The following is a 26,589-nucleotide window of genomic DNA, read 5'->3' as shown; positions in this document are numbered from 1 at the left end:
TAAAAATGAAAAAGGCGGGTTGGATATGAAATTCAAAAAATTAGTAGCAAGTGCGACGCTTTTAGCTTCAGCAGCAGTTTTGTTTGCGGGATGTGGGAGTTCCTCAAATTCAGCAACGAAAGATGAAAATAAAATCAGTGTTTGGGCATGGGATGAAACGTTTAATATCAAAGCAGTCAATGAAGCAAAAAAAGTCTATGACAATAAAGATGTCGAAGTGGATGTCGTTACGATGTCACAAGATGATATCGTACAAAAGTTAAACACAGCATTAGCCAGTGGAAATACGGATGGATTACCGAATATCGTGTTGATTGAGGATTATCGTATTCAAGGTTATTTGAATTCTTATCCGGACGCATTTTCTGAGTTAACCGATATCGTAGATGAATCCAATTTTGCTTCGTATAAATTTGCGGTTAATAAGATCGATGATCAAATTTATGGCGTCCCATTTGATTCAGGTGTTACGGCTAATTTTTATCGAACAGATTTGTTAGAAGAAGCCGGTTACAGTCAAGCAGATATGCAGAATTTAAGTTGGGATGACTATTTACAAGTTGCTCGAGATGTTAAAGCAAAAACGGGTAAAAAAATTACTGAAGTGAATCCCTCAGATCTTGGACGTGTCCGTATGATCATGCAAGAAGCTGGTGAATGGTACACTTCGGAAGATGGAAAGACGGTTACGATCAAAGATAACCAATCATTGAAATATGGATTAAATCTATTTGCTACACTACTTAAAGAAGATCTAGTGGAACAAACTTCAGATTGGAATGCAGGTGTCACGGCTATTCAATCAGGGGCTGTTGCATCCAGTCCAATTGGTGCTTGGTATTCCTCAACGATCCAAGGTGCTGAAGATCAATCAGGGAAATGGGCAATTGCACCGACACCTTCATTACCTGCCAATATGCAAAAAGCACAAGCTTCTAATTTAGGCGGAGCTGGGTGGTATGTGATCAAAGGTGTTTCAGGCGAAGAAAATGCGAAAGACTTCTTGAAGAAGACCTTTGCGACTAACGAAGACTTGATGGGAACCTTAGCGAAAGAAATCGGGTTAGTTTCTACCATGTTAAGTGCAAAAGATCAACCAGCTTATCAAGAGTCTTCTGAATTCTATAGTGGTCAAAAGGTGTTTGAAGATTTTTCTAAATGGACAGCGGAAATTCCACAAGTTAATTATGGACAAGAAACCTATGCAATCGAAGCAGTTGTAGCAGAGTCATTACACCGAATCATCAATGGAGAAGATACTGATAAAGTCTTGGCAGATACGCAAAAACAAGTAGAAGCACAGTTAGCCAATTAAGCAGAGTGAAATGAATTGATTTAGATGATCAGATTTGTGTTGGCTGGTGATTTTTGAACGGTCATCAGTCACACAAATTTGCTATCTATTAAAAATAGTTTCAATCAATACCGTAGAATTTTCGTGAGGACGCTGTCATTTACTCAGACAATTAGTTAAGAGGGAGGATTTGTGAGACGATCCTTAAATGACAGATAAAACGAAGATGAACGTAACGAAAGTGAGCAAAGCAGATGAAACAAAAAGATTTTTTCAAGAACGGAAATGCGTTTCTTGTTTTACCAGTTCTGATGATCTCGATCATGGTATTTATCCCAATGATTTTAGCGCTGATCACTTCATTTCAAAGTGGTCCCCCAGTTAATATGAGTTTTAATGGTTTGGGGAATTATCAACGCATGTTGAATGATGCGACCTTCAAAAAGGCTTTTTTTAACACCTTTTTATATTTATTGGTACAAGTACCGATTATGTTGTTTTTAGCTTTATTTGTCTCTAATTTATTAAATGATAAAAAGCTTAAAATGAAAGGATTCTTCCGGACAGCGATTTTTTTACCTTGTATCACATCCATGGTTAGCTATTCGCTTATTATGAAAAGCTTGTTTTCTCAATCGGGATTAGTGAATAATTTTTTGATGACGATTGGCTTGATCGATATGCCAATTGGCTGGCTGACTCATCCAGTTTGGGCGAAAGTATTAATCATCATTTCGATTACATGGCGTTGGACAGGTTATAACATGATTTTCTTTTTATCAGGAATGCAAAATATTGATCCGGCAATTTATGAAGCAGCAGAAATCGATGGCGCATCTAAGTGGCAACAATTGATCAAAGTCACGATTCCTAACTTAAAACCAATTATTTTGTTTACGTCAATCACATCAACGATCGGTACGTTGCAACTCTTTGATGAAGTACAAAATATTACGGGTGGTGGACCAGCAAATGCAACAACTACGCTATCTCAGTATATTTACAATTTAAGTTATAAATTTACACCGAATTTTGGTTATGCTGCGGCGGTTTCATTTGTGATCGTAGTCTTTATTGTACTGTTATCAATCATTCAAACGAAAGTCGGAGGTGAAAAAGCGTGATAGATCAAGCAGAAAACAAAGTACTTCTTAAAGAGAATGAAAAAAAAGCGACTAAAACATTCGATTGGTTAGCTGTTTTTAAATATGCCTCTTTGAGCGTGATTTCATTTATTTCGATTTTTCCTTTTGTTTGGATGATCTTAGGAATGACGAATACACCTATCGATATTACTGCCGGAAAATTAAAGATCGGTAGCCATTTAGTTGTCAACTTCCAGAATCTTTTTTCAAATGACTTAAACTTTGCACGCTCATTGTGGAATTCAGCTTTGATCGCTATTGTAACAACGGTCTTAGCTTTGTTGATTTCATCTATGGCTGGTTATGGGTTTGAGATCTATAAAAGTCGAAAAAAAGAACGATTATTTACGATTTTGCTTTTATCGATGATGGTTCCTTTTGCTGCGTTGATGATTCCTTTGTACCGCATGTTTTCTAACTTAAACGGAACGATCTTAGGGATTAATAGCTTCTTAGTCGTCATTTTGCCTTCAGTAAGTACAGCTTTTTTGATCTTCTTCTTTCGACAAAACGTTAAAGCGTTTCCTAAAGATTTAGTAGAAGCTGCACGTTTAGATGGATTAAAAGAATTAAGTATATTTTTCCGTGTCTACCTACCCACTGCTAAAAATACGTATGCAGCTGCTGCAATCATTACTTTTATGAGTAGCTGGAATAACTATCTTTGGCCTTTAGTTGCATTACAATCACCAGATAAGCGTACGGTCCCATTAGTTTTATCTGCCATGGGAGCCTCTTATACACCAGATTACGGAATGATTATGGCCGGGCTTGTGATTGCAACATTACCAACAGCTATCGTGTTCTTTGTTTTACAAAAACAATTTGTTCAAGGAATGATCGGTTCTGTCAAGTAAACGCGACTCGATGATAAAATTAGTTTGGTATAAACTTTAAATGTATAGGAAAAGCTGTCCCACTAAGGGAGAGCTTTTTTTCTTTTTAGATAACGCTTAATATAAAAAATATATTTATGGTTAATTATTTAAATAACTATAATTATTATAGGTTGTAAGGATAAAAATTTATAAATATTATATTATTGCTATTTATTTAGTTGTTATTTATAATTAAATTGTACAAAAAATAACGTTTTAGTAATGGGTGAATAATTATTTTTTGTTCATAAAATAATTTTAAGGAGTGAGGTAAATGAAAAAATATGCGGTTAGTCTGTTGTTGTTTGTGTTTGGTATCTTTGTACTTTCAGCCAATGTTGGTGCGCAAGAAGTCACGTCAAAAGAGATTTTTAGTATTCCGGAGCCGACGTGGATCTTCAACTCAGGGATGAGTAAAGGGAAAAACCATGATCGTCAGGATCTAGGTTTTATCTTAAGCGAAAATACCGAATTGAGAATGAGACAGACAAATGCTCATTTCAAGAATAAGTTAAAATTGCGACTACTAGGAAACGATAAAAAGAATGAAAAAAGTATCGAAGTTGGATCAAATTGGGTAAGTATACGTGCAGATGAGCCCTTGGTTCCATTTATTGATACACCGTACGGAGAAGGATCAGCACAGATCGAATACGAAGTGGTGACTTCCAAAGAAATGAAAGCGTTACCTGTTTATGGATATCATGGGAATGAGACCATGTTTTTTTCAATGTGGGATACGGAGGATGCAGAGTATGCGCTAATTCAAGGAGTAGATTTCCAATTACTCGTACCCAAATTGGACAAAGAACTAGTGAGAAACTTAAAAGATTTTCCATCAATTGATGCGTTGATTGAGTATCATCACGGTATTTTTGCTTTATTTAACGGTATCGCTGGTTTTGATGGTTCCGCACCAGAAAATCAGAACGGCGCGAATCGTTACTTTTTAAAGGCAGATGATTCTGGCGCAGGTGCTGCTTATTATGGGGGTGATTGGACAGCTAATAGTGAACCTACGACAGATATGTGGTTGAAAGAACTAAGTTGGGCAACATTACATGAAATTGCTCACGGTTATCAAGCTGGTTTTGATGGGCAAGATATGTATACTGGCGAAGTGTCAAATAATTTATTTGGGGTCCAATATCAGTATGAAAAATATGGAAAAAAAGCAGATGACATCGGTTGGTTGTTTAATTTAGGTAAAAAAGAAGAAGTCGAAAACAAGCTATATGATAAGTTGATCCGTGATGGAGACACTTACCATGATGTCGATGTGCGTGAACAACTGATTTTATTAACGATGTTCAAACAAAAAGCTGGAAATGACTCCTTCACTAAGATATATCAGGAATACCGTAAAATGGCTAATCAGAGTGATTTCAAAGATTGGGAATATACATTACCCAATTTAATGAATCGTATCTACAGTGAAAATAGTAAGCAGGATTTTTCTGCTGCCTTAAAAAAACGTGGGTTGTATCTTGATGAATTTCAAGCAGAAAAAAATCGTGTGGCAGGTTATCCAGCTGTGGCTTCATTGGCAGATATTGTCTCTGAAAATGAGTTGGTGCGTGCACGTCAATTGATTGACCCAAACTATTTGATCAATTCTAATTTTGAATTGGTTACTAACGAGGAAATCGCCTCTCTAGGGTTGGCTGGTGATTTGACCATTGAAATTCTTCCTAGCGATTTGAGTAACTTTGAAGGACTCACAGTTGAATTAAAAGATGGAGCAACTATTATAGCGAGTCAACCAGTACAACAAAAAATGACATTTAAAAATATTCCTAATGGGGTCTATCATTTAGAATTTTCTGGTGAACAAATGAAGTATTATTTACCAAGCGAAAATTATGTTTATGTAAAGGAAACCCAAAACCATGCTTCTCTTTCATTAATCAAAGCTGATATCAGTAAGTTAGCCGATGAAGATCTTATCTTTTATGGCTTTAATGATCAATGGTCAGGTTCATTAAGAACGAATTTGAATTCAAGAGAAGAAACACTTACCTTAAATATGCCAAAACCTCATTATTTATTTAAAGATGAACTTTATGTAAAAGTGACTATCAAATCTCAGGATGGCAAAATTAGGTATGAAAAATCGATTAATGGAGACATACCTGAACGATTCACCGATGACCATTTGTTGCTTGAGATAGGAGATAGCATAGAAATCTACCATGCAGAAGCAAGAAATCGTTTGAAAGGTCCAGAAAATCTTATTGATCGTGGACAAAATACTAACCACTGGCTAGTTACGGAACATGGGTTAAAACACCTTGGATTAAACAATAATCCAGAAAAAGATCTTATGAAAAAAATTGAAAAATTAGGGAATTCATTAGTAAAAGCTGAGGGTATTAAACCGATGGCATGGGAAAGATCAATGGCTAAAAAACAATTATGGACAGCCATACAATCTCTATCTCCAAAAGATACAGAACATTATATGTCCCAATATTATGTTTTGTTTAAATAGCATATGATGAGCAGGAAAGATGAGCAGTCAAAATTATCGAATTGATCGTCTTTAGCAAAAAACTTAGCACCTTAGAGATTGAGACGAAAGTGTTAATTATCAAGCACCAAAAAAAATTCCGGAACTTGCCAAGAAACACAAACGCTAGTTTTTTCTGTCGATTGTTATCTACTTGGTGCTTCTCCAATTTTTGATTAATTTCGGCTTATCTTTCGAAAATGCTGCTTTTATCTCGTCGTGAACAAGAGCTCTTTAAACACCGTTTATTCATTTTTAGATATACTAGAAGATACTGGGACAAAAAAGTTGTCTCAGTATCTTCTTTTGTTTTATCACAAGCGTTTGGTTTTAGTGATGTAATACAAATAAGACCAGTATAAAATATTAGCTAAATGGCTATGCTAGTATAAATGACTTGAATGATCCTAAGATTTACTCAAGAATTTTTTAAAAGAGCTTCTTTTATATAACAAACACTTCTTTTTTGATATAAAAATGGTTACGCTTTCATTAGAATAGAAATATCAAATAAAGGAGTGAGTAGAATGAAAAATAAATGTTGCATGATTACTTTGGCTTCTATTTTATTGTTAGGATGTGCTACACCAAGTGTCGTTTACGGAAAGGAACAAGAGGGACTATTGGCAAGAACAAGCCTTGCATCTGTTTCTCAATCTCTCAACAAAGGAAACGAGGGGCAAGTAAAAACAACAACACTTGGACTATCTGACGATGAGCAAGCGATCATTCAAGCAATCGGTAAAGGCAAGAATTTCAAGGGAAAACTTTATTTAAATTATATCCGAGATAAAATAACTGAAGTTTTCAAAGAGTATAATGGAGATATTTTTAAACTTCTAAGTGAATTCTCTTCGTTGATATCAGACCAAATTTCAGAAGTGAATGTAAAAGAACGCTTTGATGTTAGTCCAGAAGTAATCAAACGTTTGATTACAATCAGTGCGATGTATGACATTGCTTTTGCAAAAGACAGTTGTTTTATGAACTTGCTTGGTGCAGCGAATGATGGAACGGCACCTGCTGAGCCTACAGGTTTTTATCCTAATACCACTCAATTAGAAGGAACGACCGTAAATAAGCAAGATGGGAAATTAATGACGTTGAAATCTTATTATGTGGATCAAAAATCAGATGTAACGGTGATGATTCATGGTGGTTTTCGAGGAAATTGGAATTTAGGGACAGTAACGGATGAGTATAATATCTTTTACAATGCGGGCTATAATTTATTATTTGTAGACCCTCGTGCCACTGGAAACAGTGGGGGCGATTATGTCACTTATGGACAATATGAGTCAGATGATGTGCTCTATTGGATCAATCGAGAAGTAGGAACTAAGCCGACTCAAAAGATTTTACTTTATGGTGGCTCAATGGGGGCTGCAACTATGATGTCAACATTAGCTAAGGATATCCCAGCAAACGTAAAAGGAATCATCGAGAATTGCGGATTTAAATCAATTGATGAACAACTTAGATACACCTACAAAAATACCGTAGCGCCTTTATTAGGTTCAATATTTGGGGAAGAATTTGACATTGTAGCAGACGAAGAACATGAAGATCTATATATGGGATTGTTGAAAGAGTATTACTTTGACCAAGAATTAAAAATGAATGTGAATGAAAATCTACCTGAAATTGGTATGGCCACAATGATCCCCAAATTGATCATTCACGGAGATGCTGATCAAGTAGTTCCTCATGAAAATGCGGATGAACTCTATGGTCTTTCCGGGGGCTATAAAGTCAAGTTGATTGTAGCAGGAGCTGGACATGGGGAAGCCCAATCAGTTGATCCCGAAGCGTATCAAACATATGTCACTAATTTTCTAAATTATCTTTTTGGAAGTCAAAGACGCTAAGAAAAAATGATTGATCTTTCTGAGAAATGCGACGAAGTTTGACACGATCGAGAGAGTAGCGCCACGCATATTTAGGTTGATGAAATAAGCCGAAGAATCTAAAATCATTTCCTTGATTTTAGTGTTCTTCGGTTTGTTTTTACTACATTTACTCAAACCACAAGCAGTTACAAATACATACATGAAAGTATTGAACCTATCTGATCACGATCAAGATAAATGGAGAACGACTTAGTAGTTAAAGACATCTTCAGACCAATGAATGGGCATAGTGGATACTTTTGTATTCTTTTGGGGTACAGCCGGCGACCTTTTTGAACACTTGAATAAAATGACTTTGACTAGAATAAGCAAGCAAGTGACTGATTTCATCGTAAGAATGATCTGTAAACAATAACAAATGTTTTGCTTCGGTTATCTTTTTTTCTTGAATGTATCCGTGAATGGTAATCCCCATTTCTTTTTTGAAGTGGCTGCAAATATGTGCCTTATGTTTTTCAGTGATGGCAGCTAACTCGTCGACGGTGATGCGTTCGTATAAATGATTATCAATGTGGTTGACAATCGTTTTTACTAACATGGATTTTTGAGCTAAAGGAAAATTATGAAGCAGTTCCATAAAACGGAAGGTTGCTTCTTTCATATATTGCAGACATTCTTTGACTGAGTGGATATAAATCAGTCCCTGAATCAAAGAGTCGGACAGACCAAAGGCTTGATTGATCGGTACGCCTTCTTCAATACTCATTCTGGTAACGATGGCTACGAACGAGGCAAATTTAAGTTTCAACCCTTCCAATTCAAAGGGGGATAAAGAGACTTTATAGGTTTCTTTCATTTTATTGAAGACCCAAATGACTTTTTCAGGTTCGTTTCGTTTAATGTAATCTAGATAGCGTAATTCAAAATGATACGAATCGAAGGTTTCTTTGTGGATCCGTCGATCATAAAGATTATTTTCCAGGCTGTAATCAGTGGATAGATTTTTTTTATTTTTTTCTTGTTGAAAGTACCAAATAAATTCTTCCTTTTTGGTTGGCCGCTGAGTCAGAATCGTGTGTAATAGTTGGATATATTCTTCAAATGAATACTTGTCTTCTTTGGAATAATGAATATTATAATGGTACTCATGTCCCATAAAAAAACAAGAGGTTTCTTTTGAACCGATAATACCGCAAGGGCCAATGATCATCTGATATTCCTTTTGATCAGATTTAAAACAAAAATAGCCGTATAAATAGGATGTTGTATGGTAAAGCTGGATCTGCTCTGTTTTTTTAAATGGAAAATAGGTACTGATCGTGATTGGTAAGTCTTCTAAATTTTTTGGATGGATGAGATATCCGTTGTCATCAAATAATAGCATCGGAATCAGATATTTTCGGTACAATAAATCCATAGTTATTTTAATCGTATCGGTAGTCATAATATAAATACTCCTTGTGACGAATTCTTTCTTTTTATTTTACACGAATAAATTTTATATAGCGCGAATATTTTGGTATAAATGCTAATTTTTTTATATAAAATTCGTTTTTTATTCTTTATAATCTGTTCTATAAAGCGGTTACAAAGGAGGCGCCGATGGAAGCAGATCAGTTACAAGCTTTGTTTGATCGATTATCTGTTCAGGAAAAAATCGCACAAACGATCCAACTGAATGGAAGTATTCTATCAGAAAATGATGTGATGAATACTGGGCCAATGGAAGAATTAGGATTACCTCAAGAGTTAGACGTATTTGAGATTGGCTCTATTTATAATATCAACGATCATCAAAAATTAAAAGAACTACAAACAAAAGTTTTAGCAAAAAGTAAACACAAGATACCCATGTTGTTTATGTCAGATGTCATCTATGGGTTTCGGACAATTTTCCCCATACCTCTAGCTCAAGCTGGTTCTTACGATTTTGAGTTAATTCAACAAGCAGCTAAGTTAACAGCAGAAGAAAGTTATTTAAATGGCTTACATGTCTTGTTTTCACCAATGTTAGATTTAGCGCGTGATCCACGTTGGGGGAGGGTTATGGAATCTCCAGGCGAAGATGTTTATACGGCGAAAGAGTTTGCAAAAAGTATCGTCAATGGTTATCAGGGAGATAGTGAGACAAAAATTCCAGAAAAACATGTAGCTGCATGTCTGAAGCACTTTGCAGCTTATGGATCACCGGAAGCAGGACGAGAATATCAAGCGGTAGATATGTCCCATCAACGGCTTTTCAATGAATATCTACAGCCTTATCAAGCAGCAATTGAAGCAAAATGTGAATTAGTAATGACTGCTTTTAATTTGTTGAATGGAGTTCCTGCAACTGGAAATGAATGGTTGAATCGAGAGATTTTACGTTCTCGCTTTGGGTTTGATGGCGTATTAGTTTCAGACTATGCAGCAATCAAAGAACTGATTCCTCACGGGTATGCCAAAGACGAAATAGATGCAGCCAAAAAGGCACTCATTGCAGGTGTTGATTTAGACATGATGACTTCGATTTATGCCAATCACCTGTCTGAATTAGTACAAGAGCCACGATTTATGCAACTTCTCGATGAAGCGGTGTGGCGTATTTTAATGCTCAAAAATAAATTGGGCTTATTTGAAAATCCTTATCGTGGCTTGGAAGAAGTGAATACTGGAGAAATCTTAACCGAAAAAGCTAAAGAAGCAGCAGTCGAGTTGGTTGAAAAAAGTTGTGTTCTTTTAAAAAATAATGACACACTTCCATTAGTACCAAATCAAAAAATTGCTGTGATCGGTCCATACGGCGAAAGTCCTCTCACTTTAGGTTTTTGGGCTTCAGTCAGCGGAAAGCCACAAGATACGGTTACTTTGAAGGAAGGATTGAGTCGCCATTTTGCGACAGATCACTTAATGTTTGCTAAAGGATACAATTTATTCGATTCTTATAATGGGTTTGGACCTCTGAAAAAAGGAATGGAATTATTGAATGGGCCAATTGCAGAAGAGGAATCATTAATGGAAGAAGCTTACCAGATTTCTCAAAAGGCTGATGTGATTGTATTAACATTTGGCGAACAATTTCTCGAGAGTGGTGAAGGAGCTTCTAAAGCTCACTTACAGATTTCAAAAAAACAACAACGTTTGATCAAAAAATTACATGAATTAAATAAACCAATTATAGGCGTACTATATACCGGTCGACCGCTAGTCATAACGGATATAGAAAAATATTTCGATAGTTTATTACTTGTCTGGTTTCCTGGAACGATGGGTGGGATCGGAATCGCTAATTTACTTGCTGGTAAAGTCAGTCCTTCTGCTCGTCTATCGATGACGTTTCCTAGAAGTGAAGGACAACTACCGATTTATTATGCTCAGACCTCCACAGGCAGACCAATATCAACAAGCAATCATTCTGAGCGTTTTGTCTCAAAATATATCGATGAATCCAATGATCCGCTATTCAAATTTGGAACGGGAATGAGTTACGCCTCATTCGAAAGTCAATTACTGAGAAGTGAGCAAAAAGACCAATTTATTGAGATCAATTATTTAGTGAAAAATCGGTCGGATGTTTCAGCAGAAACAGTGACACATGTTTATCTTCATCAAGAATATGCTTCGATTGTCCAACCGGAAAAACGATTGGTCAGCAGTCAGCGAATCTATTTAGAAGCAAATCAAGAAAAGCAAGCAAGAATCAATATTCCAATTTCTGACTTAGCTATCTTTGATAATAATGGAAATAGTTGGATAGAAGAAGGTGTCTACCATTTTTATTTAAATGTCGACGGGTTAGAAAGTGTTACCACATGGGAATATAAACAATAGGGGGATTACGATGGAAAAATTAGAAGCGTTTTTAGGAAGTAAGTTATTACCATTATCGCAAAAATTACAACAAAATAAAGTGTTAGCTGCTTTGATGGAAGGGTTTATTCGTACGAGTCCAATCACTTTGGGGATTGCGCTGATTACGATCGTAGGGAACTTCCCAATTCCTGGTTGGATCGATTATTTGACTTCATTAGGTATTTACCCACATGTAGAAGCTATTACAAATGGTGCAACTGGGGTATTTTCATTGTATGTCGTTTATAGTCTGGCTTTTTCTTATGCAAAACAACTGGGGACGAATGAGCGAAACGCAGCAATTATTTCTTTAGCTAGTTTTGTGATGTTGATGCCTCAAACTGTCGCAACAATGGCTATGCAAAATGGAGAGGCTGTAGACTCTACGATTGCAGCATTACGCTTAGATTTCTTAGGCGGACAAGGCTTGTTTATTGGAATGATCGTTGCGTTAGTGGTTACTCAACTTTATGCTTATCTATCGAAAAAAAATATTGTGCTTAAATTACCAGATAGCGTACCTCCGATGGTTACGCAATCATTGGCACCAGTCTTTGTTGTAACAATCATCTTTGTCCTTGTATTTATTCTGCGTATCTTATTTGGTTTGACAAAATCTGGCTCGATTTTCCAATTCTTTATCGATGTGATCAATGCACCGCTTAACGCGTTGGTTGCTAGTCCATTATCAATTATTATTATCATGGAAGTATTAGCTGTCCTTTGGTTCTTTGGGATTCACAACGCAGTTTTACAAGGACCATTAGGAGCAATCAGTATGACGATGGTTGTCTCAAATATCGCAGCTTTCCAAAAAAATGAAGCTTTGCCTTACTTGATTCCTTCTGTGATCTACATGGGAATGTACGCTGCAGGCTTCATGGGATTTGTGACGTTCTTTATGATTCGTAGTAAATCTGCCAAAATGAAACAACTTGGGAAATTATCCGTGATTCCTGCCATTTTCAACATTACGGAACCCTTGATGTTTGGTATGCCGATTATTTTAAACCCATTGTTTTTCATTCCACAAGTCTTTACACAGTTGATCGCAGGCTTTGTGACGTGGGGATTAACCACAACCATTTTACCGATTTCATTGAACCCAATGATAAGTTTATTGCCTTGGACGACACCAACTTTTGTTAAGATGCCACTTTCTGGTGGGATAAATTATACAATCTTGATGGTTATTTGCATGGGTATCGGGATCTTGATGTGGTATCCATTTATTAAGATTGCTGACAAAAAAGAGTATGAATTAGAATTAAAAGCAGAAGCCGAAGCTAAGGAAGCAAAAGAAAAGATGGCTGGTGTGATTGCAGAAGAAGTTCAAGCATAATGGAGGAGAGCAAATGGTCGTTTTAGGGATTGATATTGGAGGGACGATGATCAAGACCGCTCTGATTTCTCAGAATGAAGTTTCTTTTAAAAAGCGTTTTCCAACACCTTCAGATAAAGAGCAATTTCAACGATTATTATCACAAATGATTCGTGACTATCAAGAAATCCAATCATTCCATAAAATTGCTTTTTCAGTACCTGGATCGGTTGATCAGTCTGGGACAGTTCGCTTCGGCGGTGCTGTTCCTTATCTGGATCAACTCCAATTGCAATCGTTTTTAGAGTTGGAGAATTTCGAAGTGTTCGTTGAAAATGATGCCAAAGCTGCTACTTCCTGTGAAATGAAATATGGCAATTTAAAAGGGATCCAACAAGCCGCAGCAATTATTTTGGGAACTGGAGTTGGCATGGGCATTTGTATCAATGGACAGCTTTATAAAGGAACGCACATGCAAGCCGGTGAAATTAGCTTTATGATCCGTGATCGTCAGATTACTGGTCAAGACTCGTTTGTAGGTATGGGACTGTCGGCTGTTTGGTTGATCAAACAATTAGCTGAATTATTAAAAGTAGACAACGAGGGCGAACAGGTCTTTGCTGCCTTAAAAGACAGTGAGAATGAGTCAGCCAAAGCTTTATTTCATGATTATTGTAAACAGGTTGCTTTTCTTTGTTTCAATGTTCAAACGCTGCTAGATGTTGAAAAGATCGTCATTGGTGGAGGAATCAGTCAACAAGAATATTTGGTCCAGACGATTCAACAAGCTTATCGAGAGCTGTTTACAGTAGCGCCAATCATCAAAAAAACATTACAACCAATGACGATTGAAGCAGCAAAATTTCAAGCAGACGCCAATTTAATTGGTGCGGCCATAAAGGAGAATGAAGATGAAAAATAAATTTCCAACAGATTTTTTATGGGGAGCTTCTACCAGTGCTTATCAAGTAGAAGGCGCTTGGAATGAAGAAGGGAAAGAACCATCTGTTCAGGATATCAAGTCTATCCCAGAAGGAACGACTGATTTTAAAGTTGCCTCTGACCACTACCATCGATTGGAAGAAGATGTCCGTTTATTTAAAGAGTTAGGACTAAAAGCTTATCGTTTTTCGATTTCATGGAGTCGTGTAATGCCTAATGGAAAAGTGAATCCAGCTGGTATTGCTTTTTACAAACGTTTGATTGAGTTATTGAAAGAAAATGATATCCAACCAATCGTAACTGTTTTCCATTTTGATTTGCCTGCGTCCATTGCCGAAAAAGGTGGTTGGGAAAATAGAGAAACGATTCAAGCTTTTGCGGATTATTGTCAGGTATTATTTGACCATTTTGGGCAAGATGTTCCACTTTGGCAAACAATCAATGAACAAAATGTCATGGCATTGGCTGGTTCTGTAATTGGGACAAGTAATAAAAGTATGAAAGAAAAATTCCAAGAAAACCATCATATGTTAGTCGCACAAGCCCTCGTGACCAGTAATTACCACAAAGGGAATTATAACGGCAAAATTGGACCAGCGCCTAACATCGCCAGTGTGTATCCTGCTTCAGATAAACCAGAGGATCAGATGGCCGCTTTATATATGAGTGCGCTTAGAAATTGGCTCTTTTTAGATGTTGCTGTTTTTGGGAAGTACAATCATAATGCTTGGCATTTATTAGAGAAGATTGGTGCGGCACCAGTGATCACTGCAGAAGATCAAACGATTTTAGCAGAAGGAACAGGAGATTACATTGCTTTTAACTACTATAATACAATGACCGTCTCCAGTTATTTTGCCAAAGAACAAAAAATAGATCAGCAATCCGGTTTTGGGATTCCAGGATTCTTTCAAACAGTCGAAAATCCACATTTACCAATGACGGAATTTGGCTGGCCTATTGATCCAGAAGGGTTTCGTTTTACTTTAAATGAAATTTATTCTCGCTATCGCTTACCACTCTTGGTGACAGAAAATGGGATCGGTGCATCAGAACAACTCATTGACGGGAAAATCCATGATGATTATCGGATTGCTTATTTACATCAACACATCCAGCAAATGGCTTTAGCGATTGAAGATGGCGTTGAGGTGATCGGTTATTGCCCATGGAGTGCGATTGATTTGATCAGTACCCATGAAGGAATCAATAAAAGGTACGGATTTATCTATGTCAATCGGACCGATGAAGAGTTACTCGATTTAGCACGGTATAAAAAGGATAGCTTTTATTGGTATCAACAAGTGATTGAGGAAAATGGCTTAGGAGAATGAAGCAATGAGAACAAAAGAAATTATTTTTGATCGCAAGGCAAATACCGGTCTCAAGCTTTACTTACAAGAAGAATTGTTTGAATCGCAGCCAATCGAAAAACGTCCGTTTATTTTAGTGATTCCTGGGGGTGGGTATTCTTTTTGTAGTGAAAGAGAAGGGGAACCGATCGCATTAAGCTTTCTGTCAAAGGGCTATCATGCAGGTGTTTTACATTATCATGTAGGAGAACATCGTCATTTTCAAAAAGCATTGTCTGATGGACAAAAAGCAATGGGATTACTTCAAGAATGTGCGGAAGAATGGCAGATTGATCGTCATAAGATTGCGGTCATTGGCTTTTCAGCAGGTGGGCATTTAGCAGCAGCCATGTCGACAATGTTAGCGACTAAACCCGCTCTATGTTTATTAGGTTATCCAGCTATCCTCTCTTCTTTTTCGGAGGTCATGGGTATTTCTGCTCCTTCTTTGGAAGAATGCGTGACGAGTGATACGCCGCCGACGTTTTTATTTTCCACATTTGAAGATTCGATCGTTCCTATCGAAAATTCCTTACTATATTTACGTGCGTTAGAAGAAAATGATGTTCCTTTTGAATCACATATTTTTCAAAAAGGACCTCATGGACTTTCTTTGGCAACTAAGTGGTACCGCACATCTGATGAAGTGACAGACGAACGTTTTGCTCGCTGGTTTCCATTTGCGATGGAATGGATGGAATCACAGTGGGAAGAACAAGGAAAAGGCAACGAATTATCGACCAGAGAGATCATCGACATACCGATTTTTCAACTCGTAAAAGAGGCAGAAAATCAGCAAGTTCTCCAACGATTTTTCCCTAGCTGGCAAGATCCTAGTCGTTTCAAATTAGTAAAAAGACTTAATTTAAAGCAATTACGGCGAATGATTCCAGATCAAATGACGAATGAACAATTTGAACAATTGATCGATGGATTGAATCGACCAAAGGAGGAGCATTGAATGCAAGCTTACCTTGTCCATGAAAGTTATAAAGCGACCAATCGTCTGACGGCTGAACAGCCTCAGGAACTTACGGAATTAACTTTTTATAAGAACAGTAAAAATGCTTGTCAGTTACTACTTCATGACGGGCGAAAAAACCATTTCGTACTATCGGATGAATTTTCGATACCAGATGCTATTGAGATACCGATTTATCGTATCGCTATCGAATCCTCGTTACCAGTAAAAGCTCAATTTATTGACTATTATTTAGGCAACGAAGATATATTGTATGCTGATAAGTTGTTAGAACAAACAGTGAAAACTTATTCAGGCGATCGTTATGCGCCAATTTATCTGGAATTTCCTCTGGATACTGAAATCAAGTCTGGCAGCTATTCACTAGAAATAACAGTTTACCGTTCATATTTGACAGCCGGTGACGAAGAAGTAGTGACGAAAAAATTAATGATTGACGTTTCAGATTATTGTTTTCCAGATAACGTGACTCAGAAATTTAATTTGGATATTTGGCAACAACCGTCTAATTTAGCGAGAAGTTTTCAAGTCCCGTTGTGGAGTGAGGCTCATTTTCGGTTGATTCGTGAAATGGCCGCCAGTTTAGCAGCAATTGGGCAAAAAGCGGTAACGGTGATCGCAGGCGAGATCCCTTGGAAAGGTTGGTTCAATTATATCGTCAAAGACTATCCAGCGAATCTCTATGAGTATTCAATGATCAAAGTCAAGAAGGATCTCAAAGGAGAATTGACGTGTGATTTCACCATTTTAGATCGCTATCTTCAAACGATGGCAGAAGCAGGTATCGATCAAGAAATCAACGTCTTTGGTTTGTTAGGTGTGTGGCAAGTACCATTCTTCCCATTGATCCAACAGTTAGATTACCCTGAAAAAATTGTGGTTCGCTATTTTGATGAAGCCTTGCAAAAGATCGGATTCATCGAAAACAAAAATGAATTGAAGTCCTATTTCAACCAATTATTTGAGCATTTCAAAGAGATTGGGGTATGGGATAAAGTCAGGATTATCTCTGATGAGCCGAAGATTCACGAAATAGACACCTTTAAAGCTTCATTAGCAGAATTAAAGTCAGTGGATACTAGTGTTCAGATAAAAGTCGCTTTTGATAAAGAAAACGTCTTGGAACAATTGCTGCCAGATGTCGATTTTCCGGTCACTTCTTTTTATTGTACGTGCAACCATTATCAGCAGTTAACACAAAGCCATCCAGGAAAGACACAATATTATATTTGTAATTATCCTGATCGTCCGAATACCTTTTTACACAGCTCATTACTAGAGACTCGTATCCAAGGAATTTTAGCGCATTGCTTCAAAACAGATGGTATGCTGCGTTGGGCATATAATTGCTGGCCAGAAAATGTGCGAGAAGATATCCGCTATAATACTAGTTCGTTACCGATCGGTGATACTTGTCTCATTTATCCTAGCTATTCTGGACAGTTATTGTTGTCTTTACGTTACAAACAATTGCAAAGAGGAATTGAAGATTTTTACCTGGTCAAAGAAGCAGTGAATAAGAATCCGATTGTCACACAACAATTGTTAGATGCATTTTTAGGCAGCAGCGAACCAAAAGAATGGATGCAAGATAGCCATACAAGCAACCAACGTTTGTTTAATCAACAGGCAGACGAATACGAAGCATTTCGAAAACAATTGATTGCTTCCTTGTCTTAGAGCTGAGTACTTATTTTGTGATTGCTTTTTCAGAGTGAAACAAAAGGGACGCTAAGCTCCAGATGTTTTTTGAGTACCTTGCTAAACAGCAGACCTTCCTTTTCAGAATCAAGCCCAAAAAATTGAAAGGCTCGTATGGTTTTTCATTCTTGATTTTGAAGTAGCAGGGTTGCTTATAACATAAAGAGAAGCCAAAGGAGCCGAAACCAAGTTTGATTTTCGCTCCATTTGGCTTCTTTTTATGGTAATGTCATATTTGAGTATTTTTTCATTGAAAAAAATAACAGCGTTTACCTGTTCTGCTCGTAACTTGTGAAGGAATCAGGTAAAATAGAGTAAAGGAGGAGGATATATGCTAAAAAATTTAAAAGAAGTTGTTATCGCCATTTTACCAATGACGCTTTTAATTGTTATTTTAACTTTTATTTTCGCACCGCTTGACTCAGATGAAATGATTTCTTTTTTGTTTGGGGCAGGGATTATGATGATTGGCATGACACTATTTTTATTTGGCGCCGATTATTCGATGATGGAAGTCGGGCGATTAGTGGGAAAATATATGATCAAAAAGAAAAGTCTCACAATCCTCATTGCTTTAGGATTTATGATTGGAATTGTAATCACGATCGCAGAACCTTCCGTTCAAGTGTTGGGACAACAAGTCAATCAGATTTCTGAAGGAAAGATTGGCCGAGTGTTGTTAATTGGAATTGTAAGCGTTGGCACAGGTGTCTTTTTAGCGTTTGCTCTTTTACGGGTTGTCTTCAAATTATCTTATTATCAATTGATGGCGATTGGTTATGTTGGTGTATTAGTCGCTTCCTTTTTTACAAGTAATGAATTTATGCCGATTGCTTTTGATTCTGGAGGCGTTACGACTGGACCGATTACCGTTCCTTTTATTCTAGCATTAGCTGGCGGACTGACTAGTATGATTCGTCAAGAAACGAGTGCCAATGATAGCTTTGGGATGGTTGGGATTGCATCTTTAGGTCCAATTCTGGCAGTAATGATTTTAGGGGTGATTTTTCAATGAAGATAGTCCAAGAATTATTCTCGGGGATAGAAATCATTTCCTATGAGGTGTTAATCGCCATATCGCCGATCATACTATTATTCTTAGTCATGAACTTCTTGAGCTTTCAGATGAGTAAAGAACGTTTCTGGGCTATTATCAAGGGCTTTTTGATCACTACTGTCGGATTGATCTTATTCCTGCATGGTGTCGATCTGGCTTACGTTCCTGTTGGACAACATCTAGGTAGTGTACTTGCTAGTTTAGAACATAATCAGCTTTTGATACCTTTAGGGTTCTTGATGGGGTTTTTAGTTGGTTTCGCAGAACCAGCGATCCATGTCATGGTTAAACAAGTGGAAGAATTGAGTGAGGGAAGAATCAAAGCAAAAATCATGTTAGCAGTCATCTCTATTGGGATTGGCTTAGCAGTTGGGTTATCTATGTGGCGTTTATTAGTTGGGTTTTCTCTCTACTATTTTTTGATTCCAGGATATGGCTTAGCTTTCATTTTAGGGCGCAAGGTTGATAAAATTTTTCTTGCTATGGCATTTGATAATGGAGGGGTAGCGACTGGTCCCATGTGTTCCACGTTCATTTTATCGATGTGTGTGGCAATCGCCACGCAAATTGAAGGAAGAGATCCGATTATTGATGGATTTGGAGTGGTGGCTATGATTGCATTGACGCCCATATTATCGACATTGGTTCTAGGCTATATCTACAAAAGGAAAGATGAAAAAGATAAACAAGCTAAACACAAATTACAACAGTTGGAGGGAAAAAAATGAAAGATCCTGTAGCGTTGAATCTGAATATGATCGTCACGATTGTTGATGGGGGAATGGGGTACGAAGTGATTAAGTTTTCAAAAACCGCCGGAGCAGCTGGAGGTACGATACTCCATGGGCGTGGATCAGGGATTCATGATTCTAGTAATTTTTTAGGTCTGGAAATCTCACCTGAAAAAGATATTGTGTTAACCCTCGTACCTGATAGTTTAACCAATCAAGTCATGGAGACGATTGGTCAGGGAATCAACATTGATGTTCCAGGCAATGGTATCTGTTTTAGTATTGATGTCGATAAAGTCATTGGGATCACTAAAATCCACCAATATCGGGAAGTGATCGAGATGAAAGAATTGATGGAAAAAGAGGAGTGAATCTGCAATCGCTCAGGTGGTTTCATTGTTTTAAGGAGAATTTGATGAATTACTAAATTTTTATGAAACCCTCCTCTTTTACCAGACAACTTTTTAAAAATATGCTATGTTAAAAATGATAAAGGGGGAGAAAAATGAATTTTTTAGTGGTGCTAAAGGATCAAGTCATCAACCGTTCGACCTTTCTTTATGTTCAGTTAAACAAGGGGAAAACTTTGTTGCATTTTTCGCCAGAGTTTCATTTAGAAGGTCAAACACTAGGAGAAATCTATCAATCAGAAGGGTTAACTGCACTTTTGCTCTTTTTTAATAGAGAACTTGATTTACCTGTGAAAGATTACCTTGAGCTTTCATTGACAAGTTGGGATCAGGCAGTAACAGAGCTATTTCCAAATGGCTTGATAATCAAGGAGAACGGCCAGTTGATACAGTTAACGGTCAGTGAACTTCAAAGACAAATGCGTTATAAAATTGATGAGAAAGATTCGTTTTCAATTTTTCAACGGCAACAAAAAATCTTAAAAAGTTTTTTAAGTGAAATTGGTAAAAAACGCCATTTATTAAAGACAACTCAATTATTAAAAAAATATCCTGATTTAGTTCATACATCGATTCAATTAACACAATTCTTAACGCTGATTCGCCGATTTGTTCGCTTGAAGGAAGTGCCTTCTAGAAAGCTCACGTTACCGTTAGCGGATACATTTCGTGTCGTCCAAAGAGCGCAGGAAAAGAAAGTCATCGTGATTGACTTTATGAAGAATCGGAATGCACTTCATCAATTAACAATGGAAAAAGCGAATTAAAGCTTTTTCTTTTTGCTTTTTTTTGCCATAATAAGAGCAACAGGAGGAGTTACGATGGCACAAATTTGGTTAAGACGCTTGATTGAATACAAAAGAAAATACAACCAAGTGATGCAAGGACGTTATGCAACATTTGATTCGTTGAACCGAGTATTGTTGATTCTGGCACTATTCTTTCGTCTGTTTCAATTTTTACTTCCTTTTTCAATCGGTTATTTCTTATTTTGGGGATTACTCGGTCTGATCGTATTTCGATTGTTATCAAAGAAAATCTATGTAAGAATAAATGAAAATCGGAAATTCATCGAAAAATCGAATCAAATAAAATTATGGTTTTCTCAGTTGAGAAAGCCAAAAAATTCAAAGAAAGTGATGGAGTACACGTTTTTTTCTTGTCCTACTTGTCACCAAAAGCAAAGAGCGCCACGAGGTAAAGGACGAATTCGAGTGACTTGTCAAAAATGCGGTACCCAATTTGAAACGAAAGTCTAGGTGAAGAGGATGAAGTTAGTCTTATTACGACATGGTGAAAGTGAAGCCAATTTTCAAAATTATTGGACTGGCTGGTTAGATGTTGCGCTAACTGAAAAGGGGATGCAACAAGCAACGGAAGCTGGACGAAAAATGAATGAGCAAGGACTGGTTTTTGATATCGTTTATACATCTGTACTAAAAAGAGCAATCAAAACGTCACAGTTAGCTTTAGAAGAAATGAATCAATTGTATCTTCCCGTCCAAAAAACTTGGCGGTTAAATGAACGACATTATGGGGCATTAGTTGGTAAAAATAAAACGGAGATGAAAAAAGAATATGGCGAAGAACAAGTCAAAAAATGGCGTCGTGGCTATCGAGAAGTTCCGCCACTCGTATCAGAAAACCATTTTGATCGACGCTATGATTCTTTAGATCCACGTTTGCTCTCCCATGGTGAAAGCTTAGAGATGACAGTTGAGCGCGTGGTTCCTTTATGGCAAGATGAACTTGCACCACACTTATTAGCTGGTAAAAATGTCTTAGTGGTTGGACATGGGAATAGCTTACGTGCGTTAACGAAATACTTAGAAGATGTACCAGAAAATCAGTTGGATACGATTGATATCCCGAATGCGCAACCGATCCAATACACTTTAAATAAAGAGTTAGAAATCCTCGGAAAAGAATTGTTATAAGAGGGACATGTTTTGTGGGAATATGAATAGATTTAAAGGAAAGAAGTTACGATGATAAAAAATTATGTTTGGGATTTTGATGGAACATTATTTGATACTTATCCAGCCATGGTCGATGGAGCGCTTCAAGCAATGGCTGCGTTAGGTATCTTAGCGGATCAAGAAACGATTTATCCGATCATGAAGAAATTTTCCACCCGTCAACTAATCAAAGAATACCAATTACCAGAAGAACAATTTACACCCTTGTTTCATCGTTATGAAGCAGCGAGTCAGAAAATTTCCAAGCCTTTTGCAGGCACCCAAGAAGTGTTACGATTATTGAAAAGCCAAGGTGCAAAGCATTTTATTTTGACCCATCGACTCTCAACCTCAACATGGGGATTACTTGAGCAGTTTGATCTAGCTGATTTAATTGAAGAAGTCATTGGGATTGATCGGAATTTTCCTCGTAAGCCAGCGCCCGACTCATTAAATGATTTGATCCAAAGACATCAATTGAAAAAGTCGGAAACGATCATGATTGGTGATCGTCGTTTAGATATAGAAGCTGGTAAGAATGCAGGAGTCTTGACTTGTTTGTATGATATTGATCATTTTTTACAAGATATTCCTGCCGATTATGTTGTAGATGAACTATTAAAAATCCTTGATATCAAGGAGAAAGCAATAAAATAGTATCCTCTTTCAAAGTGAGGTATGTTATAATTTGAATAAGGAGTGATCAAATGGAAATCAAAAGACAAAAAGAAGTAGTAGAGGCATTTCACTATGATTTTAAAAGGCCTGATCAAGAAGTTGAAACAGATTTAAAAGTAGGATTTTCTCCTCTGAAAGAGACGATTGAGAACTATCCGAAAGAACACAGTATCGTAGGGGCACGTTTAGAATTTCGCTTAGTCTTTGATACATATGTTTTATCAGGAAGCGTGAGTCAAATTAACCATATCCTTAATCGAAAGATTGAAGGACAAAATGATGTCACACAAGAAGAAGTGGATGAGCTAGTTGCGCCATTATTTGACATCGTCAAACGAATGGCCTATGAAATAACTGAGATTGCATTGGATCAACCAGGCGTGAAACTAAATTTTCAATCTGAAAAAGAAGAAAACGAAGCATAAAACGTGCTTAAAACCAGTAGTGATAGTCAAAGGCTATCACTACTGGTTTTTTTCTATTACTAATTGTAAGCAAAACGAATGTATTTTTTACATAAATAGTCTAGAATGAACGAGTCGCTGAAAAAAATATTTTCAGGAAAATGATTGAAGAATCATTTTCGGGAACCTTTACTTCCTTAGATGGACTTGTCATTAAAAATTAGAGGAGGAGTAAAATGACAACACTCATCACAGTTTTAGTGGTTCTAGTTTTTGCGGTATTATTATATGTTTTCTATCGCATGCAAAAGCGCCATGCAAAATTTTCAACAAGGGTTTATACAGCTCTAGCTATCGGAATCGTATTTGGTGGCTTATTACAATTGATTTTTGGAGTAGATAACCAAGTCATCAGTCAATCAATGGAATGGATCAATATCGTAGGTGAAGGCTATGTCGGCTTCTTACAAATGCTGATTATGCCATTAGTATTCGTCTCGATCGTTGGCGCATTTACAAAAATGAAAGTTTCTGAAAAATTAGGTAAAATCAGTGCAACAGTATTAACCTCACTGCTTGCAACAACAGCAATTGCTGCATTGATTGGAATCGGTACAACCATATTATTTGGTCTTCAAGGAGCAAAGTTTACCGAGGGCGCAGCAGAAACAGCTCGAATCTCGGAATTAGCCACTCGCCAAGAGAGTATCCAAGGATTAACGATTCCGCAACAAATATTATCATTCATCCCTAAAAATGTTTTTGCTGATCTAGCTGGTACACGTGCAACAAGTACGATCGGTGTTGTGATTTTTGCTGCATTTGTCGGGATTGCTTATCTAGGAGTCAAAAGAAAAGCACCGAAAGAAGCAGAATTTTTTGCCAATTTGATTGATAGTTTATATAAAATCGTTATGCGTATCGTTACCTTAGTTTTACGTTTGACTCCATATGGCGTCTTTGCGTTGATGACGAATGTGATGGCTACTAGTGATTTTGTTGCCATTATCAATTTAGGAAAATTCGTACTTGCTTCATATGTTGCTTTACTAGCAGTCTTGATTGTTCATTCATTGATCTTGCTTTCAGTGAAAGTCAATCCGTTTGACTACTTTAAAAAAGCTTTTCCAGTATTGAGCTTTGCTTTTACTTCACGTTCTAGTGCAGGGGCATTGCCATTGAATATCGAAACACAGACCAAAGCGTTAGGTGTGGATGAAGCAACAGCGAATTTTTCAGCCAGCTTTGGTTTATCAATTGGGCAAAACGGCTGTGCAGGTGTGTATCCAGCGATGCTAGCCACGATCGTTGCTCCAGCTGCTGGAATTGATGTTTTTAGTATTGGCTTTATCTTGATGTTAGTTGCAATCGTCACGATCAGCTCATTTGGTGTAGCCGGTGTTGGTGGTGGCGCAACGTTTGCTTCATTGATCGTCTTAGGGGCGATGAATTTGCCAGTTGCCATCGTTGGCTTAGTTATCTCAGTAGAACCATTGATTGATATGGCTCGAACAGCAACGAACGTCAGTGGCAGTATGGTTGCCGGGATTGTCACAAGTGCTAGAATTAAGGACTTGGATCGTGAAGCAATCAAAGATGATTCAAAAGTCATTGATGTCAATGCTTAGTTATAAGCCAAAAACAGATTTCGTCTTTGAGACGGGATCTGTTTTTTTATGAGCGATTGATACAGGGAATCTATTTTATTCCGAAAAGTGAAAACGAGATTCCATCCACTCCAAAAACTATGACAATAAGGGCAAGTATAAGAGTATAAAGATGGAGTGAAGATAGCTTTTCCGATCTCCGTATGCTAAAATAGTTAAGCTTATGACTTCTAAAACGAAGAAATGTAGGAGGATTTACATGTTTACCAATGAAATGAAAATCATGTTATATGTGGATGATGTGAAAAAAAACGTTGATTTTTGGACTGCGGTTGGATTCAAAGAATTAGATCGTCAAGAAATGGATGGCACACTGGTTGTAGAAATCGCCCAATCAGAGAAGGCGACTACTTCACTTGTCTTATACGATCGGGAATTCATTGAACAACATTCCCCAGAAGTTGCTGGAAGTTCCCCATCCTTGATGTTTTATAGCGATGATATTTTTGATTTATATAAGAAAATGCAAGCACAAGGTACGGTATTAGGCGAATTAGTCCAGTTAGGTGAAGAATATGTATTTAATTTTGCCGATCCTGATGGTAATTATTTTGCAGTAACAGGGAAATAAAAAAATGATTTGAAGGTAGTCTTCAGACACTCATTCTACTAGTAGTTAAACAGGTCATGTTTAGCGACTAGTAGAGTGGGTGTTTTTCACTTGGTAGAACCTAGTTTATGTAAATGGTCATTCCATCGTCGAGGTCATCTTATTCCATCTTTTATGTAGTAAAGTTTGCCTAAATTAAAAAAACGATAATTATATTATGTTAACTGAAGAGTTTGAACATTAATACACAAGCATAAATATCGTCAAACGAACCTTACTTTTTTTATACTATTCTGGAGAGAAGAGAAGGAAGGAAAGAAAACATGGATTACCAAGTATTACTTTATTACAACTACACAACCATTGAAGACCCAGAGCAATTTGCGAAGGAACATTTAGCCTTTTGTAAATCGTTGAATTTAAAAGGAAGAATCTTAGTTGCCAAAGAGGGAATCAACGGCACATTGTCTGGAACGATCGAAGAAACTGAAAAATATATGGCGATGATGCATCAAGACGAGCGTTTTGCTGATACATTTTTTAAAATTGATCCAAGTGAAGGCCACGCATTTAAGAAAATGTTTGTTCGTGCACGACCAGAACTTGTTTCTTTGAAATTAGAAGACGATATCGATCCTCACGAATTGACAGGAGATTATCTCTCACCAAAAGAATTCAAAGAGGCAATTTTAGATGAAGATACTGTTGTCATTGATGCCAGAAATGATTACGAGTATGATCTAGGACATTTTCGTGGGGCTGTTCGTCCTGATATTAGAAGCTTTAGGGAACTCCCTAAATGGATCCGTGATCATAAAGAAGAATTTATGGAAAAACGAGTGGTTACTTATTGTACTGGTGGGATTCGTTGCGAAAAATTTTCGGGTTGGTTAGTCCGTGAAGGCTTCAAAGATGTTGGTCAACTACACGGCGGGATCGCGACTTATGGAAAAGACCCTGAAGTTCAAGGAGAATTGTGGGATGGTAAGATGTATGTGTTCGATGAACGTATTGCAGTTGATATCAATCAAGTGGATAAACGAATCGTAGGCAAAGATTGGTTCGACGGTACGCCTTGCGAACGCTACATCAATTGTGGCAATCCTGAATGCAATCGTCAGATGTTGACTTCTGTTGAAAATGAAGAAAAACATTTAGGTTCTTGTTCGATCGAATGCGCAAAACATCCACAAAACCGCTACATCAAAGAGCATCAACTGTCTGAAAAAGAAGTAGAAGAAAAATTAGCTGCTTTTTTTAACTAGCATTTAGTGACAAGCTGAAAAATAAACATAGCAGGAGAAGCTGTTCTCCAATCACCTAGCACTA

The 26,589-nt window shown here is 37.1% G+C and carries 22 protein-coding genes and 1 pseudogene; 22 read left to right on the top strand and 1 reads right to left on the bottom strand.

Translation table 11 applies throughout. The features are described 5' to 3' along the window. Positions 1-25: 25 nt before the first annotated feature. The 5 genes and pseudogenes from IGJ27_RS07125 to IGJ27_RS07105 form a co-directional block, all read left to right on the top strand. Complete coding sequence (locus tag IGJ27_RS07125) at positions 26-1,315, top strand: ABC transporter substrate-binding protein (RefSeq protein WP_010737704.1); 1,290 nt, start codon at positions 26-28, stop codon at positions 1,313-1,315. A gap of 233 nt (positions 1,316-1,548) precedes the next feature. Beyond that, positions 1,549-2,418, top strand: coding sequence for a carbohydrate ABC transporter permease (locus IGJ27_RS07120; RefSeq protein WP_010719005.1), 870 nt, complete (start codon positions 1,549-1,551; stop codon positions 2,416-2,418). Beyond that, entirely contained in the window at positions 2,415-3,296 is an 882-nt protein-coding gene (locus IGJ27_RS07115) for a carbohydrate ABC transporter permease (RefSeq protein WP_010719006.1), read from the top strand. Before IGJ27_RS07120 ends, IGJ27_RS07115 begins: the two co-directional genes overlap by 4 nt. Positions 3,297-3,591: 295 nt before the next feature. Beyond that, a complete protein-coding gene (locus tag IGJ27_RS07110; RefSeq protein WP_373191446.1) occupies positions 3,592-5,808 on the top strand; it encodes a putative mucin/carbohydrate-binding domain-containing protein in 2,217 nt (738 codons plus the stop codon). 647 nt (positions 5,809-6,455) lie between these two features. After that, positions 6,456-7,685 (top strand): annotated as a pseudogene (locus tag IGJ27_RS07105) (alpha/beta hydrolase); the annotation flags it as partial. A 259-nt stretch (positions 7,686-7,944) separates the two neighbouring features. On the opposite strand, the gene IGJ27_RS07100 reads toward IGJ27_RS07105, so the two are convergent. Continuing rightward, positions 7,945-9,120, bottom strand: coding sequence for a helix-turn-helix transcriptional regulator (locus IGJ27_RS07100; RefSeq protein WP_178305909.1), 1,176 nt, complete (start codon positions 9,118-9,120; stop codon positions 7,945-7,947). A 158-nt stretch (positions 9,121-9,278) separates the two neighbouring features. On the opposite strand from IGJ27_RS07100, the gene IGJ27_RS07095 reads away from it, so the two are divergent. The 17 genes from IGJ27_RS07095 to trhO all read left to right on the top strand — a co-directional run bounded on the left by IGJ27_RS07095 (position 9,279) and on the right by trhO (position 26,525). Next, on the top strand, positions 9,279-11,486 hold the full coding sequence (locus IGJ27_RS07095) for a glycoside hydrolase family 3 N-terminal domain-containing protein (RefSeq protein WP_373191447.1): 2,208 nt from the start codon (positions 9,279-9,281) through the stop codon (positions 11,484-11,486). Between the two features lie 10 nt (positions 11,487-11,496). After that, positions 11,497-12,849: a PTS sugar transporter subunit IIC gene (locus tag IGJ27_RS07090; RefSeq protein ID WP_010719011.1), complete on the top strand. Its 1,353-nt coding sequence runs from the start codon at positions 11,497-11,499 to the stop codon at positions 12,847-12,849. Positions 12,850-12,862: 13 nt separating this feature from the next. Then, positions 12,863-13,750, top strand: a complete 888-nt coding sequence (locus IGJ27_RS07085; protein WP_088744881.1) for an ROK family protein — start codon at positions 12,863-12,865, stop codon at positions 13,748-13,750. Continuing rightward, positions 13,740-15,104 (top strand): glycoside hydrolase family 1 protein, encoded by a 1,365-nt coding sequence (locus IGJ27_RS07080; protein ID WP_178305910.1) that lies wholly within the window; start codon positions 13,740-13,742, stop codon positions 15,102-15,104. Before IGJ27_RS07085 ends, IGJ27_RS07080 begins: the two co-directional genes overlap by 11 nt. 4 nt (positions 15,105-15,108) lie before the next feature. Beyond that, the gene (locus IGJ27_RS07075; protein ID WP_081127498.1) at positions 15,109-16,083 is read left to right on the top strand and encodes an alpha/beta hydrolase; all 975 of its coding nucleotides are present in this window, start codon (positions 15,109-15,111) and stop codon (positions 16,081-16,083) included. Continuing rightward, complete coding sequence (locus IGJ27_RS07070; protein WP_178305911.1) at positions 16,084-17,784, top strand: DUF4091 domain-containing protein; 1,701 nt, start codon at positions 16,084-16,086, stop codon at positions 17,782-17,784. It abuts the gene before it with no gap. Between the two features lie 352 nt (positions 17,785-18,136). Continuing rightward, positions 18,137-18,820: a DUF1538 domain-containing protein gene (locus IGJ27_RS07065; RefSeq protein WP_010737694.1), complete on the top strand. Its 684-nt coding sequence runs from the start codon at positions 18,137-18,139 to the stop codon at positions 18,818-18,820. After that, positions 18,817-19,590 carry a DUF1538 domain-containing protein gene (locus tag IGJ27_RS07060; protein WP_010719018.1) on the top strand — a complete coding sequence of 258 codons (774 nt, stop codon included), beginning with the start codon at positions 18,817-18,819 and terminating at the stop codon, positions 19,588-19,590. Before IGJ27_RS07065 ends, IGJ27_RS07060 begins: the two co-directional genes overlap by 4 nt. Then, on the top strand, positions 19,587-19,964 hold the full coding sequence (locus tag IGJ27_RS07055; protein WP_010719019.1) for a P-II family nitrogen regulator: 378 nt from the start codon (positions 19,587-19,589) through the stop codon (positions 19,962-19,964). The genes IGJ27_RS07060 and IGJ27_RS07055 overlap by 4 nt, the downstream gene beginning before the upstream one ends. A 134-nt stretch (positions 19,965-20,098) precedes the next feature. After that, positions 20,099-20,770, top strand: coding sequence for a hypothetical protein (locus IGJ27_RS07050; RefSeq protein WP_010737691.1), 672 nt, complete (start codon positions 20,099-20,101; stop codon positions 20,768-20,770). A gap of 54 nt (positions 20,771-20,824) precedes the next feature. Continuing rightward, positions 20,825-21,262 (top strand): hypothetical protein, encoded by a 438-nt coding sequence (locus IGJ27_RS07045; protein WP_034698189.1) that lies wholly within the window; start codon positions 20,825-20,827, stop codon positions 21,260-21,262. A gap of 9 nt (positions 21,263-21,271) precedes the next feature. After that, positions 21,272-21,940 (top strand): 2,3-bisphosphoglycerate-dependent phosphoglycerate mutase, encoded by a 669-nt coding sequence (locus IGJ27_RS07040; protein WP_010719022.1) that lies wholly within the window; start codon positions 21,272-21,274, stop codon positions 21,938-21,940. Positions 21,941-21,994: 54 nt separating this feature from the next. After that, on the top strand, positions 21,995-22,618 hold the full coding sequence (locus tag IGJ27_RS07035) for an HAD-IA family hydrolase (protein WP_178306409.1): 624 nt from the start codon (positions 21,995-21,997) through the stop codon (positions 22,616-22,618). A 50-nt stretch (positions 22,619-22,668) separates the two neighbouring features. Then, positions 22,669-23,064: a DUF1149 family protein gene (locus tag IGJ27_RS07030; protein ID WP_010719024.1), complete on the top strand. Its 396-nt coding sequence runs from the start codon at positions 22,669-22,671 to the stop codon at positions 23,062-23,064. Between the two features lie 215 nt (positions 23,065-23,279). Beyond that, positions 23,280-24,671 (top strand): L-cystine transporter, encoded by a 1,392-nt coding sequence (locus IGJ27_RS07025; RefSeq protein ID WP_010719025.1) that lies wholly within the window; start codon positions 23,280-23,282, stop codon positions 24,669-24,671. Positions 24,672-24,909: 238 nt separating this feature from the next. Beyond that, a complete protein-coding gene (locus IGJ27_RS07020) occupies positions 24,910-25,281 on the top strand; it encodes a VOC family protein (RefSeq protein WP_010719026.1) in 372 nt (123 codons plus the stop codon). Positions 25,282-25,583: 302 nt separating this feature from the next. Continuing rightward, positions 25,584-26,525: an oxygen-dependent tRNA uridine(34) hydroxylase TrhO gene (trhO, locus tag IGJ27_RS07015; RefSeq protein ID WP_010719027.1), complete on the top strand. Its 942-nt coding sequence runs from the start codon at positions 25,584-25,586 to the stop codon at positions 26,523-26,525. The last annotated feature ends 64 nt before the right edge of the window (positions 26,526-26,589 follow it).

The organism is Enterococcus sp. DIV1726a, from assembly GCF_051710985.1.
GTDB classification, from domain to species: Bacteria; Bacillota; Bacilli; order Lactobacillales; family Enterococcaceae; genus Enterococcus_B; species Enterococcus_B hirae.
Note: the sequence above shows the minus strand (reverse complement) of the source record. Positions and strands in the feature narration are given on the sequence as shown.